We start from the raw sequence: 17,050 nt of genomic DNA, 5'->3' as shown, positions 1-17,050 counted from the left end.
TGTGTTTTTGAGAGAGCAACATGACTGACGCCGCCCAACGTATCTTGCAGCTTCGTGCCGAGCTGGACCAGCACAACTATCGTTATCACGTGCTCGATGAGCCTAGCATTCCCGATGCCGAGTACGATCGCCTGTTTCACGAGCTCAAAGCGCTTGAGGCGCAAAATCCCCAACTCGTGACACCAGACTCGCCAACCCAGCGGGTCGGTAGCCTGGCGCTGTCAGCTTTTGGCGAGGTCAAGCACGAAGTGCCGATGCTAAGCCTGGGCAATGCCTTTGAAGATTCCGATCTTGAGGATTTTGACCGGCGTGTCCGTGAGGGGCTGGATCTGCCTGCGGGCGATCTGTTTGGCTCGGTGGAATACAGCTGTGAGCCCAAGCTTGATGGCCTTGCTGTCAGCCTTCTCTATGAAAACGGCTTGCTGGTACGCGGCGCTACGCGCGGTGACGGCAGTACCGGAGAAGACATCAGCGTCAATGTACGCACCATTCGTAATGTACCGCTGAAGCTTCAAGGCGAAGGCTGGCCGCAGGTGCTTGAAGTGCGCGGTGAAGTCTTCATGTCCAAGGCCGGGTTCGAGGCGCTTAATGCCAGGCAACTGGAGCAGGGCGGCAAGGTGTTTGCCAACCCGCGTAATGCTGCTGCGGGTAGCCTGCGCCAACTGGACTCGAAGATCACCGCCAGTCGGCCTCTGGAGTTTTGCTGCTACGGCATTGGCCGGGTGCAGGGTGATTTGCCTGAAACCCATATTGGCATCCTGCACGCGCTCAAGGGGTGGGGCATGCCAATCAGTCGTGAGCTGAAGCTGGCAAAGGGTGCCCAGGCCTGTCTCGATTATTACCGCGATATAGGCCAGCGGCGCACTTCGTTGGCCTACGAGATCGACGGCGTGGTGTTCAAGGTCAACAGTCTGGCCCAGCAGCGCGAGCTTGGGTTCAGGGCGCGTGAGCCACGTTGGGCCATCGCCCATAAGTTTCCGGCGCTTGAGGAGCTAACCGAACTGCTTGCGGTTGAGTTTCAGGTGGGCCGTACCGGCGCTGTAACACCTGTGGCACGGTTAAAGCCGGTCAAGGTCGCTGGGGTCACGGTTTCCAACGCAACCCTGCACAACATGGACGAGGTTGCCCGGCTCGGCCTGATGGTTGGAGACACCGTGGTTATCCGCCGGGCAGGCGATGTTATTCCCCAGGTGGTGCAGGTGGTCAGCGAGCGCCGGCCGAACTGGAGTCCGGAGGAGCGTGAGCAACGCAGCGTAAAAGTCCCGGAGCATTGCCCGGTATGTGGGTCGGCTGTCGAGCGCACGCAGTTGGTCAAGCGCAGCAAGGGCAAGGAGTCTTTTGTCGAGGGCTCGATCTATCGCTGTGTGGGGCGCCTGGCCTGCGGTGCGCAGCTCAAGCAGGCCATCATCCATTTCGTCTCCCGTCGGGCGATGGATATCGAAGGCCTGGGCGAGAAGAGCGTCGAGCAGTTGGTGGATGAAGGCCTGGTTAATTCACCTGCAGACCTCTATGCGCTGACGTTCGAGCAAATCGTTGGCCTGGAAGGCTTTGCCGAGTTGTCGACTAACAACCTGCTCGAGGCTATCGAGCAAAGCCGCAAGCCAACCCTGGCACGGTTTATCTATGCACTTGGGATACCTGACGTAGGCGAGGAGACCGCAAAGCTGCTGGCCCGAGCCCTGGGCTCGTTGGCGCGCATTCGCCAGGCACTGCCCGAAGTGCTGACCTACTTGCCCGATGTCGGCCTGGAAGTGGCCCATGAAATCCATAGTTTCTTTGCCGATGAGCATAACCAAGGCGTCATAGGCCAACTGCTCAAGCACGGCATCGAGTTGCAGGAAGAGGGTGATTTGCACCCTGAGTTCGCAGCCAGCACTACACTTGCCGGTTTTATTACCAAGTTGAATATTGCCTTTATTGCCGCCACTGGGGCGGAGCGGCTAGCTGCTAAATTTGGCTCGGTCCAGGGCATTATCGATGCTGACTGGCTTGATGTGCGCCAGGTCGAGCGGCTCAGCGAAAGGGCAGCCAAGTCGTTGCGCGATTACTTCGACGACCCGGCCAACGCGCAGCGTGCGCTGGCGATAGAAAATCAGTTGCGTGAGTTCGGCATGCACTGGCAGAGCGAAAGAAAGCAGCTCGAAGGGCTGCCGCTGGCGGGGCAAACCTGGGTGTTGACCGGCAGTCTTGAGGTCATGAGTCGGGATGTAGCCAAGGACAAGCTTGAGGCTTTGGGCGCTAAAGTCGCGGGCTCTGTTTCGGCTAAGACCAGTTGTGTGGTTGCAGGGCCGGGCGCGGGGTCAAAGCTGGCCAAGGCTAACGACCTGGGCGTGAAGGTACTGGATGAGGATGCGTTTCTGGCTGTGCTGGCCGGGTACGGTGTAGCGCTCTAGCTTAGAGTAACCGCTCAAGTATTCGGATTAATCGACTTGAGCGGTACATCGTGCGGGTCTACTGCTTGAAGACCTCGCGACGCTCCAATGCTTAGTTGATCGCGTCAGTCAGTGCTTTGGCTGGCACGTATTTAACGACTTTCTTGGCTGCGATCTCGATGGCCTTGCCGGTTTGCGGGTTGCGCCCGGTGCGTGCAGGACGTGCAGTTACTTTCAGCTTGCCAATGCCAGGAAGAGTGATCTCGTCACCATTTTCCAGTGCATCACTTACGATTTCGCTCAGTTGATCAAGCGCGGCACGTACAGTGGTTTTTGGGGTGTCGATGGCTTCGGCGATATCACTGATCAATTGGTCTTTGGTCATAGCCATGTTGTAGCTCCTTGATTGATTGAGGGCTCTTGTCGTGCCCACGCAGGTAAGTGCGTTTTGAGTCGCAGGTCTTGTTTATAGGTTATTGCCTAAAGATAGCGACCTGTTTCTGACTCGCGGTTCGACAAGAAATTCCGTTGGGAATGCATTTCTACGATTAATAATATCGGCGTCACAGGCCTTGATAGCCTGCTGTGCACACCAGTTGCAAATATATCCGGGTAAATGAATCGACCCGCGCGTTGCCATGAGACCGATAATGACACAGGGCTGCGCTCGATTATCCAGTAGCATCGGTGTTTTGTGCGGCGCTGGTCATGATGCATGTCAATTTTTGAGTGATGAGCACTGATCTGGCGCTGCAGTTTTGCAGGTGCAGGCCTATTGCCAGTCAAGCGAGGCAATTTCAGTGCTAAGTGCTTGAAGCGGTTGTAACTTTAATTCAAGCCGGTACAATGGCGCGGCTCGCTTCTGGTGAGCAGCGTGATGGTGGTCCTGCCGGTCCCCCCGCAACGATTACCCGTGAACCTGGTCAGATCCGGAAGGAAGCAGCCACAGCGGGAACATTGTGTGCCGGGGTGTGGCTGGTGGGACCGCCTCCAATCTATAAATCCTTGAGTCTTCAAGGATTTATCAGTCAAATACGCCATCTCGGCATTGCAGTCTCTCGCTGCATAATCCCTATTTTCTTAATGTCTTTAGCTGCATAACGGCGCAAATAATCGTTGTTATTGATTCAATGCGACTGATTGATGCTGCGCTGCTAAAGCTGCAGGCAATAAAAAACCCCGCCATTGCGGGGTTTTTGTATTCCAGCCAGGCATCAAGAAATGTGATAGCTGAGAACGCTGTCCTGTTCTTTCAGGGCTTTGCGCATTTCCGCAGGAATCGAGCCGGAGCGTACGGCCAGCTCCAGGCGGATTTCTTCGAGGCTTTGTGCGAAGCTCTCGGTGTTATTGAGTTGCTCTGCGCTTAGCACGCGGCTATAGACATTGGTTTCAGTCTCATCCAGCAATGACAGAACAATGCTGCCATCGGGGCGTGGTGAGCTGAATGTGGTGCGTAGCGGGGCAAACAGGTTCTCTACGTTTGACTGAATAGTGTTGTCCATTCCCTTATTCCATCCTATATGGTGATTCAGTTAGAGGCGAGTTTACCGGCAAAGTTCGCAGTTTGCCGGTTAGATTGCAGCTGCATTGCTTGGAATCTAGCTGCAATCACTGGCAAAGCCCTGAGTTAGATGCATTTTTCTCTATACAGAGAAGCAGTGCCTTGCCGCGCTGGTATCGAAGACTCGCCTAGGCGACGAGTGACTCACGGGCGCGCTCAATAACCTGCTGCAAACGCTCACCATTGTATTGGCCTGGATACAGGCGCTGGCTGTGCTTGGCAATGCCGGCCTGATTGACAATGGTGAAGCTGAAGCTACCTTTGCGGGCAGCGAGGATGCGGCAATCAAACGGCGCAAATGCGCTGGATAGGGTGCGAATGGCATCCTGAATTTGAGTATGTGTATTCATTTTTTTGGGTGTTTCCTAAAACTACATGCGCATCATTGCGCGGATAAAGCTCCAACATCCGGCCCAGTTTAGGCTGGAGGTCTTGATGTAATCGGAGCGAAGTTGCGCGATTAAGTTCCGGCAACAGCTTGGCGTTGCTGGTCGTTCAATCGGGTCTGTACTTCGGAGGCAGGCGAGCAGCATCGCTTAAGCGAGGCAGCCTGGTCAGTCAGCAGGGTGGGCTTGGTTGAGAGCTGTGTGGCACCGTTGTTACGAATGCGCTCTGCAACTAAATTCCAACGAGGGGGCCTTGCGTCTATCAGACGGGAGCCTATTTGACTTACAGCGTGGTACGAACAGCGGCAATACTAGCCGTTTGATCAAAAAATAGCCAGTGCTTTTATTGGTAGCCAAACTGGCGCACATTTACTGCAATGCACAGCGGATGCAATTTACCCGGTGCTCCGTTAGGATTAGCTCACTTTTGCTTCCTCACGCGACGGGTTTCGATGAGTTATCAGGTTCTTGCACGCAAATGGCGTCCGCGCACATTCAGCGAAATGGTGGGGCAGACCCACGTACTCAAAGCGTTGATTAATGCACTAGACAGCCAGCGCCTTCACCATGCGTATCTGTTTACCGGCACCCGTGGCGTGGGTAAAACCACTATTGCCCGAATTATTGCCAAGTGCCTGAATTGCGAAACCGGTATCAGTTCGACCCCATGCGGGACCTGCTCGATCTGCAGGGAAATCGATGAAGGACGCTTTGTAGACCTGATCGAAGTCGATGCTGCCAGCCGGACCAAGGTCGAAGACACCCGCGAGTTGCTCGACAACGTCCAGTATTCCCCGAGCCGTGGGCGCTTCAAGGTCTACCTGATCGACGAAGTGCACATGCTTTCCTCGCACTCGTTCAATGCCTTGCTCAAAACCCTGGAAGAGCCGCCGCCACACGTTAAATTCCTGCTGGCGACGACAGACCCGCAAAAACTGCCAGTCACTATTCTCTCGCGCTGCTTGCAGTTTTCGCTGAAAAACATGCCGCCTGAGCGCGTTGTCGAGCACCTGACCCACGTACTTGGTGTTGAGCAGATTCCATTTGAGGATGACGCCCTATGGTTGCTTGGGCGCGCAGCCGATGGCTCCATGCGTGACGCCATGAGCTTGACCGACCAGGCGATTTCGTTCGGCGAGGGCAAGGTGCTTGCCGCTGACGTACGGGCAATGCTTGGCACCCTGGATCATGGCCAGGTCTACGGCGTGCTGCATGCCTTGCTTGAAGGCGATGCTCGCGCGGTGATCGATGCTGTGCGTCACCTGGCTGAGCAAGGACCCGACTGGGCTGGCGTGTTGGCCGAGATACTCAATGTATTGCACCGCGTCGCCATTGCCCAGGCCCTGCCGGATGCAGTGGATAATGGTCAGGGCGATCGGGATCGAGTCATGGCGCTGGCCCAGGCCTTGCCTGCAGAGGACATCCAGTTTTATTACCAGATGGGCTTGATCGGTCGTCGCGACCTGCCACTGGCACCGGATCCCCGCAGCGGTTTCGAGATGGTGCTGCTGCGCATGCTGGCGTTCAGGCCTGCCGATAGCGATGATGCGCCGAGGGTGGCGCTAAAGCCGGTTGGGATTAGCCAGCCCCCTGCTAATCCCCCAACAGAATCAGTGGCTGGCGCTGCACAAGCGGCTCCGGCAACTATTGCTCCAGCGCCTGTCGTTGAAACGCCTGCGGCTGTTACGGCTCAAGCTCCTGTATCAACAGTCGCCATCGAGCCTGTGGTTGAGTCCGCAGCCGAAACTGTGGCCAATCAGCCAGATGCTGTTGCCTCGCCTGTCGTAGCAGAACCAATTGCCTATGCAACCCCTGCGCCTGCTCCCGTTGTCGAGCCAGAGCCAAGTGCTGCACCTGCGGTAACCAATTTGCCCTGGGAAGAGCAGGCGCCCGAGCCGCTTGTTGGCGCAGAGGCCGCCGCTGAGCTGGTCAATCCGCCCGCTGAAATTGTCGAGGCGATCGAGCAGGGCGCGCAGGTCATTGCTGTGGCTGAGCCAGAAGCCGACGAAAGCGACGATGACGAGCCGCCGCTGGATTATGATTACGTGGAAATGGATGCCGATTCCATTGATTACGATTTCGACGCGGTAGAGCCTTCAGTACCAGCGGAGCCTGAACCGCAGCCTGCCATGCAGCCGGCAACAGGCCTGGCGGCTGATTGGTTGCAGTTGTTCCCGCAACTTGGCCTGTCGGGCATGACCGGGAGTATTGGTGCAAATTGCACGCTTATCTCGGTTGAGGGCGATAGCTGGTTGTTGCACCTTGATCCAGGCCATAGTGCCTTGTTCAATGCGACTCAGCAGCGGCGGCTCAATGATGCACTCAATGCCCAACTGGGCCGTGCCATCGAGTTGAAAATCGAATTGGTTACACCTGAACAGGAAACACCTGCGCAGGCTGCGGCGCGTCAGCGCGCTGATCGCCAGCGTGAGGCTGAAGAGTCGATCAACAATGACCCCTTCGTGCAGCAAATGATCCAACAGTTCACCGCGGTTATCCGCGCTGACAGTATTGAACCCATTGATACCCCAGTTAACCCCTGAATACCGAGGACAGCACCATGATGAAAGGTGGCGGCATGGCCGGCTTGATGAAGCAGGCGCAGCAGATGCAAGAAAAAATGCAGAAAATGCAGGAAGAATTGGCCAACGCTGAAGTTACCGGTCAATCCGGCGCCGGCTTGGTTAGCGTGGTGATGACTGGTCGCCACGACGTCAAGCGCATCAGCCTGGACGATAGCCTGATGCAGGAAGACAAGGAAATCCTCGAAGACCTCATTGCTGCGGCCGTCAATGATGCCGTGCGTAAAGTCGAGCAAAACAGCCAGAGCAAGATGGCCGGCATGACTGACGGCATGCAGTTGCCGCCTGGCTTCAAAATGCCATTCTAGGCAGCGCCGACAGTCTGATCGAATGACTGTTTTCCTATGTTCGCGGCGGTTTTACCTGGGTAAATTCGCGGCGAACATATTTCATCCTGCCTGACAGCTCCGCTGACAGGCTTGGATAACCATCGATTTCTTCGCCTTATTGCCCACGCGAGTATTGCCATGAGCTTCAGCCCATTGATTCGCCAGTTGATCGATTCCCTGCGTGTATTGCCGGGAGTGGGGCAGAAGACTGCTCAGCGCATGGCCTTGCAGTTGCTCGAACGTGATCGCAGTGGTGCCTTGCGCCTGGCGCAGACCCTGACCCAGGCAATGGAAGGTGTTGGCCATTGCCAGCAGTGCCGTACGCTTAGCGAAGAAACTATTTGCCACATCTGCCAGGACACGCGGCGGGATGACACCCTGTTATGCGTGGTAGAAGGCCCGATGGATGTCTATGCGGTCGAGCAAACCGGGTTTCGCGGCCGTTATTTTGTGCTCAAGGGCCCCTTTTCACCACTGGACGGGCTTGGGCCTGAAGCCATTGGTATCCCGCAATTACTTGCCCGTATCGAACAGCAAGGCACTTTTACCGAAGTGATCCTGGCGACCAATCCGACGGTAGAAGGTGAGGCCACCGCACACTACATCGCCCAGTTGCTGACCAACAAAGGCCTGATCGCCTCGCGCATTGCCCATGGCATGCCGCTGGGTGGCGAGTTGGAGCTGGTCGATGGCGGTACTTTGGCGCATGCGCTGGCAGGTCGTCGGCCTATCTCTATCTGATACGCCGGTCTATACGCTCAAGGGCGGTACCGAATTGGCTCGCAGGCTTGTGTTGCAGGTCGGGTTTGGACGCTGATTCGAGTGGATCACTGGATATTTGTTGTTGAGAAGCATTACCATTAGCATCTTCCGTTAAAAGATGCTTGTGAGTGCCTGCGATGTCGGTTGTGCAGTTGTCTTCCCAGCAGTACGTACAACGTCTCTACAGTGACCATAACGCCTGGCTCAATGGCTGGCTGCGTCAGCGCCTTGGTTGCGCGCATAACGCCGCAGACCTGGCGCAGGACACCTTTGTTCGCCTGCTCAAATCGCCTGATGGCCTGGCCACCTTGCGACAACCCCGTGCTTACCTGTCGACCATCGCCCATGGCCTGGTCGTTAACTTCTGGCGGCGACAGTCGGTCGAGCGGGCTTATCTGGACGCGCTCGCGGCGCAGCCAGAGGCGCTGGCTCCATCGCCAGAAGAACGTGAAATGATTGTGGAAACCCTGCTGGCCATCGATGCGATGTTGCTGAGACTGCCGAGCAAGGTGCGCGAGGCATTTCTCTTGTCGCAACTTGATGGCCTGACCTATGCCGTCATTGCCCAGCGCCTGGCTGTATCCGAGCGTATGGTTAAAAAATACATGGCGCAGGCCATGTTGCATTGCCTGATGTTGGCGCAGCAATAGCATGTCTGCCCAGTCCGATTTCCGGGTACTTGAACAGGCTGCCGAATGGTTTGCGGTGTTAGCGAGCGAATCTGTCAGTGACAGGCAGCGCAAGGCGTGGCAGTTGTGGCTGGCGAGCAATCCGGCGCATCAGGCCGCCTGGCATCGGGTGCAGCAAATCAGTGGTCAATTCCAGGCCTTGCCTGCCGCCCAGCGTGAGCCTGCCCACAATGCTCTGCGCGCAGGCGTTCGTACTCGTCGTCAAGTGCTTAGTAGTCTGTTGCTGTTGGTGGGTGGCGCTGGTTTGGGCCTGACTGTGTCACGCAAGCCCGTGCAGGCCTGGATGGCTGACCAGAGCAGCACAACCGGCCAGATCAGACAATTGCACTTGGCAGACGGCGCCCAGTTGTGGCTCAACAGCAACAGTTCAGTCGATATCGACTACAGCCTTGACCTGCGGTTATTGCGTTTGTGGCAAGGCGAGTTGCTGGTCGACAGCGCCCCGGATATCCAGCAGCCCGCTCGACCGTTGTGTGTCGACACGGTTGACGGGCGCTTGCAGGCGTTGGGTACTCGCTTCAGTGTGCGCATGCAGCAGGCTGGCACATTGCTCAGTGTCTTTGAAGGCCGTGTCCGCATTACCTGTGCTCAGGGGGCGAGCAAAGTGGTGGGCGCTGGACAGCAGGCCTGGTTTGATCGGCGGCAGATTGGCCCCATCAGCCAGGTTTCACCCGCCCGTAATGCCTGGCAGCGCGGCATGCTGCTGGCGGACGATCGTGCGCTCGGCGACTTCATCAGCGAACTGGCCGAGCATGTGCCCGGGCATTTGGCAGTCGACCCACGGATTGCAGGTCTGCATCTGGTTGGCGCATTCCCGTTGAATGACCCGGAACGCATCTATGCGGCGCTTGAGGCGAGTTTACCCATCCGTGTCAATCGGCGCTGGCCATGGTGGATCACCCTTGAGCCGGTTTCAGGTTAAGACCTGCGATTGTTTTTTTATGCGATGGGTTCCCTTTTTCGCGACTCGTTTGGCCTATCAACATAACCATCTGCCAAAGGGTCATCCGATGCGCTCCAACGATTTTCGTCCAACTCATTTGCGCCAGGCTATTCGCTGCGCTGCACTGATGTTTCCACTTGCGCTGATGTCGCAGCAGTCCGTGGCTGCTGAAGCCCAGGCGGCGAGCCAGCAAGTGCGCCAATACAATATTGCGCCTGGCAACTTGTCATCTGCATTGAGCCGTTTTGCCGGTGAGGCGGGGGTGATGCTCTCGGTCGATGCACGGCTTACCGAAGGCAAGCAAACAGGGGGCTTGAACGGGGAGTACGGTGTTCATGAAGGCTTTACCCGCTTGCTCCAAGGCACTGGCCTGAGTATCAGCCAGGGCGAGCAGGGCGGATATACGCTGCATGGCCAGGGCAGTGACGGCGCCATGCAATTGCCCGCCACCACAGTCAAAGGCTTTGCCCTGGGCAATGCCCTGGGCAGCATCGATGGCTATAACGCCACGCACAGTAGCGTTGCCACCAAGACCAGCTTGCCCCTGCTTGAAACCTCGCAATCGGTTTCGGTGGTAACGCGCGAGCAAATGGATGACCAAGGCTCGCAAACCGTTGCCGAAGCCATGCGCTACACCCCGGGTGTGATGACCAATCCGTACGGCGCGACGCATCGCTACGATTATGTAGCGATGCGCGGTTTTAATGACGGCTCGGTGGACAATCTGTTCCTCGACGGGCTGAAGATGATGGGCGACAGCGGCACCTACAGCAGCCTGCAGATCGACCCTTACTTTCTTGAGCGTATCGATATTCTGAAAGGCCCGTCCTCAGTGCTTTATGGGCGTAGCCTTCCGGGCGGTCTTGCGGCGATGACCACCAAGAAACCAGAGTTTCAGGCCTCAGGACAAATCCAGGCCATTGCCGGCAGCAACGACAAGAAAGGTATTGGTTTTGACTTCACCGGGCCATTGGATGACCAGCAGCGCATTGCCTATCGCCTGACCGGGCTGGTCGACAGCGCTGACACCCAATTCGATTACGCCGATGAAGAGCGTTACACCCTGGCGCCAAGTGTTTCGATCGACTTCAGCGAAGACACCCATTTGACCTTGCAGGCTTACCTGCAGAAAGATCCGAACAGCGGCTACCATGGCGGCCTGCCTGCAGAGGGTACGATCAATCGTCACGCCGGGCGCCATATCTCCGAGCATTTTTTCGAAGGTGAGCCGGATCAGGACAGCTTCGAGCGTGAGCAGCAGATGATCGGCTACCAGTTCGAGCATCGTTTCAACGATACCTGGTCGGCGCGGAAAAACTTCCGCTATCAAACCTCTGATGTCAGTGCCGAGCAAGTCTATGCCGCTGGCTGGGCCAATGATACCGAGTTGTATCGTGCCTATACCGGCGCTGATGAAAAGCTGCACGCCTGGATCATCGACAATATGCTCCAGGCCGAATTCAATACTGGCGCAGCGCAGCACACTGTAGTGGGCGGGCTTGACTATCAGCGGCGCAAAACCCGGGTCGACTACACCGCCGGCACCGCCAGCAATATCGATGCTTTCAACCCAGTCTACGGCGGCACGGTAACCATCAATCCGGCATGGTCAAGCAGTTCCACGCGACGGCTTGAGCAAACCGGTGTGTACCTGCAAGACCTGATCGCCCTGGATAACTGGCGTTTTTCGCTGGGCGTGCGCCAGGACTGGGTCAAGGTCGAGTCAGAAGACGAAATCTACGGCGGCACCAGCAAGGATGAACCCAGCAAGTTCACCGGGCGTGCCGGAGTGTTGTATCTGTTTGATAACGGCCTTGCGCCGTACATGAGTTACTCGGAGTCCTTCAACCCCAACGCCTATGCCGACCAGGACGGCAATCCGCTGGCGCCCACGGAAGGCAAGCAATGGGAGTTTGGCTTGAAGTTCCAGCCTAATGGCACCGATGACCTGTACACCGCATCGCTGTTTCATATCGATCAGGAAAACCTTGCAACCAAGGCCGCCGATGAAGACTTCTACCGCCCCGTCGGCGCTGTGCGCTCGCAAGGGTTGGAACTTGAGGCACGCCTGCAATTGACAGAAGCTGTGCGCCTGCTTGGCAGCTATACCTACACCGATATCGAATACTCGAAATCAATAATCAGCACTGTCGATCCAACCTTGGACAACAAGGGCAACTCACCGACCCAGGCCGCCGAGCACATGGCCTCTGCGTGGCTCGACTACAGCTTCCTTGGTGGTCGCCTTGAAGGGCTGAAAATCGGTGCAGGCGTGCGCTATGTGGGCGATAGCTGGGCGGATGCCGAGAATACACTTGAGGTGCCATCCTACACGCTGGTCGATGCATCCCTGGGTTATGACCTCGGTAAGCTGGGCCTGACCGGCGTCGATGTGCGCTTGAACGCCAATAACCTGACTGACAAAAAGTACGTGGCGTCTTGCGGCAGCCTTAACTATTGCTACTTTGGCGAAGAACGCAACATCCCTCCGCCGGCCAGTTACAACTTCTGATCTTGTGTCCCTAACGCCGGAGCTAGTAACTCCGGCGTTCATTTTTCTGCAGCTTTGCAATCGAGCGGCTGTTGAGTCGGCGTTATGGCGGGTATCTCATCTTGCTTGCCTAGCAAGCGCTTGGTATGGTCGCAAGAAAATAACGAGCAAAACCCATGACTGCCATGCACGACTATTTTGACGATTCCCATCGTTTAGTTCGCGATACCGTCCGGCGTTTTGTAGAGCGCGAAATTCTTGCGCATGTCGATCAGTGGGAGGAGGCTGGGGAATTCCCGCGTGAGCTGTATCAAAAGGCAGGCGCTGCCGGCATCCTGGGAATTGGTTACCCGGAAGATTTTGGTGGTAGCCACGAGGGCGATGTATTCGCCAAGGTTGCCGCCAGCGAGGAGTTGATGCGTTCAGGCTCTGGTGGCTTGGTCGCCGGCCTGGGATCGCTGGATATTGGTTTGCCACCGGTGCTCAAGTGGGCCAGGCCGGCACTGCGTGATCGTGTTGTGCCACAGGTGCTTGCAGGTGAAAAGATCATGGCGCTGGCGGTTACCGAGCCCGGCGGTGGCTCTGATGTTGCAAACCTGCAGACCCGTGCGGTGCGCGAGGGTGATTACTACCGGGTAACGGGCAGCAAGACCTTTATCACCAGCGGCGTGCGCGCCGATTTCTACACGGTTGCCGTGCGAACCGGTGGTGATGGCTTTGGCGGTGTCAGCTTGCTGCTGATCGAGAAGGGCACGCCTGGGTTCAGCGTCGGCCGCAAATTGAAAAAGATGGGCTGGTGGGCGTCGGACACCGCAGAGTTGTTCTTTGATGACTGCAAGGTGCCAGCCGAAAATCTGATTGGCGCTGAAAACATGGGCTTTGCCTGCATCATGGCCAACTTCCAGAGTGAGCGTCTGTCGTTGGCAATCATGGCGAACATGACGGCTCAGCTGGCGCTTGAGGCCTCCTTGCAGTGGGCGCGTGAGCGGCAGGCGTTCGGCAAACCTATCGCCAAGTTCCAGGTGCTCAAGCACCGCCTGGCTGAAATGGCCACTCAACTCGAAGTGTCGCGTGAGTTCACCTATCGCCAGGCTGCGCAGATGGCGGCTGGCAAGAGCGTGATCAAGGAGATATCCATGGCCAAGAACTTCGCCACTGATATCGCCGACAAGATTACCTATGACGCCGTGCAAATATTAGGCGGCATGGGTTATATGCGCGAAAGCCTTGTCGAACGCCTGTATCGCGACAATCGGATTCTTTCGATTGGTGGTGGTTCGCGCGAAATCATGAACGAGATCATCAGCAAGCAGATGGGCCTATAGCGACTGTGGCAACGCAGGCTTTTAGCCTGCGAGAGCGCCATATCAGTCATCAGGCTACAAATTAGCTGGCACTGCGCAGGCGGGCGAGGTCGCGTAAAGGCGGCGCGCCGAACAGGCGGCTGTATTCACGACTGAACTGGGACGGGCTCTCGTAGCCAACCTTGTAGCCTGCAACCGCCGCTTCCATGCCTTCGCTAAGCATCAGGCGCCTGGCTTCTTGCAGGCGCAACTGTTTCTGGTACTGCAGCGGGCTCAGTGCTGTTACTGCTTTGAAGCGGTGGTGCAGGGTTGATTGGCTGAGATTGACCTCGCGGGCCAGGTCTTCGATTCGCAAGGGCTCGGTGTAATTGCTGTTGAGCCAGTCAATCGCCCGGGCAATGCGATGGCTCTGGCTGTCATTGATCACTATTGCATGCAGGTGATGCCCTTGGGCACTGTGCAGCAAGCGGTAGAATATTTCGCGTAGCACCATGGGCGCCAGGATATTGATATCACGCGGTGTCTCAAGCAATTGCACCAGGCGAATCACGGCATCGAGCAGCGGCAAGTCAACCCGGTCCAGATACAAGCCGCGACGCGGCCCGCTGTTGGGTACGCCTATTGGGCCTGTGTCGGCTATCAGATTGCTGACCAGCGCCGGGTCGATATCCAGGCGCAGGCAGAGGTAGGGCTTTTCAGGCGTGGCTTGCGTGATATGCCCGCTGACGGGCAAAGGGACCGAGGCCACCAGGTAATTGAGCGGGTCGTACTGGTACACCTCATCGGCCAGGCGTACCTCTTTGCGACCCTGGGCAATGATGCACAGGCTTGGCTTGTACAGCACCGGCATCGGCAGCGTTGGCTGGTCGGCGCGGGCGAGAAATACACCTTTGATTGCGGTCTCGACCACATTATCAGTCGGCACCAGCCGGCTTATCAGTGCGGCCAGTTCGTCCTGGCGCTGGGCGAGTAGTACGGCTGTGTGTTCAGGGCTTGTCATGCGCGGGTCTCTCGGTTGGTCGCCAAAGCTTAGCCCGGTAGATCAGGCAATTGGTGGCCTGGGAAATACTATTGCAGGAATAGGCAAAAATTGGCTTTTAACAGGCAATTGCCGATGCCGCGCCTGCAGGTTAAATGCTTTTGACTCAAGTGACACCAGCCAATAAAAAAACTGCTCTTGCAGTTTTAGGCAATAACCAACCAGTAATTGACTAGTGGCAATAGCGGCTAGCCGATTACTCTTTAGCTACTGGGGAATGTTCTATTACCCAGGCGCAGTGCAACGCTGACGCACAGGTTCGGCAGATATTCGATCTGCACTGAATCGGCTCTGACCCAAGCTCTGGTCAAAGCCATTACGCTAGCCAATCAAAAGCAGGTACAGACTCTCGGGGCCGTTGGCGCGAATTTATCGCTGACTGTCTTGCCGTTGTAACTGTATTTGGCGAGCCCTGTCGCGTCAGCAGGCTGAAACAGCGGTTAACAAAGAGATGGAGAGCGACATGACGACTTATCAATGTGCCCTGATCCGGGCCAACAGCGGCTGTGATGAAGTGCTTGGAGCTTATTTGTGCGAAGCCCTTGATGATGTTTCGTCCATGGCCGGTTGCCGAGCATTTGCTGTCGAGGCAGATCCGCAACTCAGCGCCAATTGGCTGTTGAGTGCAACCTGGGAATCGCCAGAGGCGATGCGCGCGTTTATAGGCAGCGAGCAACTGGCGCAGGTGCTCAGTCACGCATTGCAACAAGGTTGGATCCAGGAAATCAACTGCAACGCGCCATAGGGGCGCGCTGCAGCTTTAGGGGAGGGGTTAGGCTTGTGCGACCAGTTCTTCGAGGTGGTCGATAATGTCGTCGGGCTTGAGTACCAGCACATCGCTCTCAAGCGCGTCGAGAATCACCTCGGCAGTATTGCCGATCAATGCGCCGGAAATCCCCGTGCGTGCGACAGTGCCAATGACGGTAACCACCGCGCCAAGGTTATGCGCAGTAAGTGGGATCAATGAGTCGGCCGGGCCTTCGGCAATGTGCAGGCGGTCCTCGCTGATGTCGAACTCAGCCTGGAACTCCTTGCAGGCTGCCCGGTAGCGCGCCTCGATTGTTTCTTTGAGTTGGAATGTTGGGTCAGCGGCAGACAGCATCGGTGTCGGGTGTGCGCTGATTACGTGCAGCTTGGCGTGGGCCAGGCCGGCAATCTCGAAGCCGTGGCTGATAATCCCGGCGTGGAGTGCCTTGTGCTCGTAGTCATCGTTGCCAACATCGACTGCCGCCAGCACCACTCCTTCGGTCCAGGGACGATCGGTCTTGACCATCAACACCGGGCTGGGGCAATAGCGCAGGAGTTTCCAGTCATCGGGCGTGAGAAGGGCGCGTTTGAGTGGGTTGTCTGGCAGGTGCTGCTTGATGACCAGGCCGCAGCCCTCGGCCTGCTGCTCGGTAATAATGGTGTTGTGCAGGTTGTCGCGCCAGGCCTGGTTGCTACTGACGCTAAAGCCCTCGTCAATCACCATGCTGCAAAGGTCTGCGAGAAACGCCGAGTGGTCGCCTTTGTGGCTGCAAACCAGCAGGTGTAAGTGCGAGCCGGTGACGCCGGAAATCAATTTGGCACGCTTGAGCGCCAGAGCGTCCGGCAGTGCGGGGTCAAGCACAACGAGAATGCTTCGGATTGCTTGCATGATGATCTCCCAGGGAATCTGCACCACTTCATCAACTATAGATGCAACCAGCGCACTGTGTAGTTGATGCAAGTCAATCTGCCGGGCTGGCTGTTCGCCGTGTCATTCGTATAATGTGCCGCCGGTATCTACGCCGGTTTCGTCCTTGATTGTTGTGAGCCTATGCAACCGCCAGCCAATATTGATTGTTTGTCGCGTCTTCGCACGCCCCTAGTGTCAGCCACAGTGCTGGCTTGGTTATTTGTGTCCATCACTACGGAGCGTGCCTGTGCTGACTGAAATCAATGCGTTTCTGGGCAGTGAAACACCGCAAGGCTGGATCGATGCGGCGCTTGACCAGCAAGAAGTGATGCTGCTGGATCACAAGAATTGTGAATTCAAGGCCGCATCAACGGCCTTGAGCCTGATTGCCAAGTACAACACCCATACCGACCTAGTGGTCTATATGTCGCGCCTGGCCCGTGAAGAGCTGGTGCACCATGAGCAAGTCGTGCGCATCATGAAAAAGCGCAAAATCGAATTGCGGCCACTGTCAGCCGGCCGTTATGCCTCAGGTTTGCGCGCCGGGGTACGCAACCATGAACCAGTGAAGATGGTCGATACCCTTGTGGTCGGTGCTTTTATCGAGGCGCGCAGTTGTGAGCGTTTTGCCAAGATTTACCCGCATTTGGACGAAGAACTCGGCAAGTTCTACCATGGTTTGCTGAAGTCGGAAGCTCGGCATTACCAGCATTACCTCAAGTTTGCCTATCAGTTTGGCGATGCGGCGGATGTTGAGCGGAGCATCGAGCGGATAAGGGCAATCGAGCAGGAACTGATTGCCAGCCCCGACACAGAGTTTCGCTTTCACAGTGGCGTGCCAGTCGCCTCCTGACCTGCTGTACCCCCTCTAAAACGCGGTTTTCAGCTGCAAGCCTTGGCTTGCGGCTCGCTCGTGCCTGAAAAATGCAACAAAA

At 56.7% G+C, this 17,050-nt stretch carries 15 protein-coding genes and 1 other RNA gene; 11 read left to right on the top strand and 5 right to left on the bottom strand.

Translation table 11 applies throughout. From position 1 onward, the window contains the following. Positions 1–20 precede the first annotated feature (20 nt). A complete protein-coding gene (gene ligA / locus PSES9_RS0120860; RefSeq protein ID WP_010490268.1) occupies positions 21–2,393 on the top strand; it encodes an NAD-dependent DNA ligase LigA in 2,373 nt (790 codons plus the stop codon). Positions 2,394–2,484: 91 nt separating this feature from the next. Here ligA and PSES9_RS0120855 read toward each other — a convergent pair whose 3' ends face one another. Further along, positions 2,485–2,763, bottom strand: coding sequence for an HU family DNA-binding protein (locus PSES9_RS0120855; RefSeq protein ID WP_010490267.1), 279 nt, complete (start codon positions 2,761–2,763; stop codon positions 2,485–2,487). A gap of 496 nt (positions 2,764–3,259) precedes the next feature. Between PSES9_RS0120855 and ffs the strand changes: the two genes are divergently transcribed. Further along, positions 3,260–3,356: signal recognition particle sRNA small type (ffs, locus tag PSES9_RS24740), an RNA gene on the top strand. A gap of 230 nt (positions 3,357–3,586) precedes the next feature. On the opposite strand, the gene PSES9_RS0120850 is transcribed toward ffs, so the two are convergent. Together PSES9_RS0120850 and PSES9_RS0120845 are read right to left on the bottom strand one after the other, a co-directional pair. Continuing rightward, on the bottom strand, positions 3,587–3,874 hold the full coding sequence (locus tag PSES9_RS0120850) for a DUF3509 domain-containing protein (RefSeq protein ID WP_010490266.1): 288 nt from the start codon (positions 3,872–3,874) through the stop codon (positions 3,587–3,589). Between the two features lie 187 nt (positions 3,875–4,061). Beyond that, the gene (locus tag PSES9_RS0120845; protein WP_010490265.1) at positions 4,062–4,283 is read right to left on the bottom strand and encodes a hypothetical protein; all 222 of its coding nucleotides are present in this window, start codon (positions 4,281–4,283) and stop codon (positions 4,062–4,064) included. A 488-nt stretch (positions 4,284–4,771) separates the two neighbouring features. Between PSES9_RS0120845 and dnaX the strand changes: the two genes are divergently transcribed. From dnaX to PSES9_RS0120810, 7 genes are all read left to right on the top strand, one after another. Beyond that, positions 4,772–6,862, top strand: coding sequence for a DNA polymerase III subunit gamma/tau (gene dnaX, locus PSES9_RS0120840; RefSeq protein WP_010490264.1), 2,091 nt, complete (start codon positions 4,772–4,774; stop codon positions 6,860–6,862). A 20-nt stretch (positions 6,863–6,882) separates the two neighbouring features. After that, entirely contained in the window at positions 6,883–7,209 is a 327-nt protein-coding gene (locus PSES9_RS0120835) for a YbaB/EbfC family nucleoid-associated protein (protein ID WP_010490263.1), read from the top strand. 159 nt (positions 7,210–7,368) lie between these two features. Next, positions 7,369–7,971 (top strand): recombination mediator RecR, encoded by a 603-nt coding sequence (recR, locus tag PSES9_RS0120830; protein ID WP_010490262.1) that lies wholly within the window; start codon positions 7,369–7,371, stop codon positions 7,969–7,971. A gap of 158 nt (positions 7,972–8,129) precedes the next feature. Next, positions 8,130–8,642: a sigma-70 family RNA polymerase sigma factor gene (locus tag PSES9_RS0120825; protein ID WP_010490261.1), complete on the top strand. Its 513-nt coding sequence runs from the start codon at positions 8,130–8,132 to the stop codon at positions 8,640–8,642. 1 nt (position 8,643) lies between these two features. Next, positions 8,644–9,603 carry a FecR domain-containing protein gene (locus tag PSES9_RS0120820; protein ID WP_010490260.1) on the top strand — a complete coding sequence of 320 codons (960 nt, stop codon included), beginning with the start codon at positions 8,644–8,646 and terminating at the stop codon, positions 9,601–9,603. Between the two features lie 88 nt (positions 9,604–9,691). Beyond that, positions 9,692–12,136: a TonB-dependent siderophore receptor gene (locus PSES9_RS0120815; RefSeq protein ID WP_010490259.1), complete on the top strand. Its 2,445-nt coding sequence runs from the start codon at positions 9,692–9,694 to the stop codon at positions 12,134–12,136. 155 nt (positions 12,137–12,291) lie between these two features. Further along, positions 12,292–13,440 (top strand): acyl-CoA dehydrogenase family protein, encoded by a 1,149-nt coding sequence (locus PSES9_RS0120810; RefSeq protein WP_010490258.1) that lies wholly within the window; start codon positions 12,292–12,294, stop codon positions 13,438–13,440. Between the two features lie 61 nt (positions 13,441–13,501). Here the strand turns inward: PSES9_RS0120810 and PSES9_RS0120805 are convergent, their stop codons facing one another. Beyond that, entirely contained in the window at positions 13,502–14,419 is a 918-nt protein-coding gene (locus tag PSES9_RS0120805) for an AraC family transcriptional regulator (protein WP_010490257.1), read from the bottom strand. Between the two features lie 502 nt (positions 14,420–14,921). Between PSES9_RS0120805 and PSES9_RS0120800 the strand changes: the two genes are divergently transcribed. Then, positions 14,922–15,203: a hypothetical protein gene (locus tag PSES9_RS0120800; protein WP_010490255.1), complete on the top strand. Its 282-nt coding sequence runs from the start codon at positions 14,922–14,924 to the stop codon at positions 15,201–15,203. A gap of 27 nt (positions 15,204–15,230) precedes the next feature. Here the strand turns inward: PSES9_RS0120800 and PSES9_RS0120795 are convergent, their stop codons facing one another. Then, entirely contained in the window at positions 15,231–16,094 is an 864-nt protein-coding gene (locus PSES9_RS0120795; protein WP_010490253.1) for a universal stress protein, read from the bottom strand. Positions 16,095–16,362: 268 nt separating this feature from the next. Here PSES9_RS0120795 and PSES9_RS0120790 point away from each other — a divergent pair, with 268 nt between their 5' ends. Continuing rightward, positions 16,363–16,968: a tRNA-(ms[2]io[6]A)-hydroxylase gene (locus PSES9_RS0120790; protein ID WP_010490251.1), complete on the top strand. Its 606-nt coding sequence runs from the start codon at positions 16,363–16,365 to the stop codon at positions 16,966–16,968. The last annotated feature ends 82 nt before the right edge of the window (positions 16,969–17,050 follow it).

Origin of the sequence: Pseudomonas sp. S9 (assembly GCF_000222125.1) — a bacterium.
In the GTDB taxonomy this organism is placed as follows: Bacteria; Pseudomonadota; Gammaproteobacteria; order Pseudomonadales; family Pseudomonadaceae; genus Aquipseudomonas; species Aquipseudomonas segetis.
Note: the sequence above shows the minus strand (reverse complement) of the source record. Positions and strands in the feature narration are given on the sequence as shown.

Excerpts from the sequence above, each read along its gene's own strand:
- ligA (WP_010490268.1), top strand. The coding sequence starts at position 21 with ATGACTGACGCCGCCCAACGTATCTTGCAGCTTCGTGCCGAGCTGGAC.
- PSES9_RS0120855 (WP_010490267.1), bottom strand. The coding sequence starts at position 2,763 with ATGGCTATGACCAAAGACCAATTGATCAGTGATATCGCCGAAGCCATC.
- PSES9_RS0120850 (WP_010490266.1), bottom strand. The coding sequence starts at position 3,874 with ATGGACAACACTATTCAGTCAAACGTAGAGAACCTGTTTGCCCCGCTA.
- PSES9_RS0120845 (WP_010490265.1), bottom strand. The coding sequence starts at position 4,283 with ATGAATACACATACTCAAATTCAGGATGCCATTCGCACCCTATCCAGC.
- dnaX (WP_010490264.1), top strand. The coding sequence starts at position 4,772 with ATGAGTTATCAGGTTCTTGCACGCAAATGGCGTCCGCGCACATTCAGC.
- PSES9_RS0120835 (WP_010490263.1), top strand. The coding sequence starts at position 6,883 with ATGAAAGGTGGCGGCATGGCCGGCTTGATGAAGCAGGCGCAGCAGATG.
- recR (WP_010490262.1), top strand. The coding sequence starts at position 7,369 with ATGAGCTTCAGCCCATTGATTCGCCAGTTGATCGATTCCCTGCGTGTA.
- PSES9_RS0120825 (WP_010490261.1), top strand. The coding sequence starts at position 8,130 with ATGTCGGTTGTGCAGTTGTCTTCCCAGCAGTACGTACAACGTCTCTAC.
- PSES9_RS0120820 (WP_010490260.1), top strand. The coding sequence starts at position 8,644 with ATGTCTGCCCAGTCCGATTTCCGGGTACTTGAACAGGCTGCCGAATGG.
- PSES9_RS0120815 (WP_010490259.1), top strand. The coding sequence starts at position 9,692 with ATGCGCTCCAACGATTTTCGTCCAACTCATTTGCGCCAGGCTATTCGC.
- PSES9_RS0120810 (WP_010490258.1), top strand. The coding sequence starts at position 12,292 with ATGACTGCCATGCACGACTATTTTGACGATTCCCATCGTTTAGTTCGC.
- PSES9_RS0120805 (WP_010490257.1), bottom strand. The coding sequence starts at position 14,419 with ATGACAAGCCCTGAACACACAGCCGTACTACTCGCCCAGCGCCAGGAC.
- PSES9_RS0120800 (WP_010490255.1), top strand. The coding sequence starts at position 14,922 with ATGACGACTTATCAATGTGCCCTGATCCGGGCCAACAGCGGCTGTGAT.
- PSES9_RS0120795 (WP_010490253.1), bottom strand. The coding sequence starts at position 16,094 with ATGCAAGCAATCCGAAGCATTCTCGTTGTGCTTGACCCCGCACTGCCG.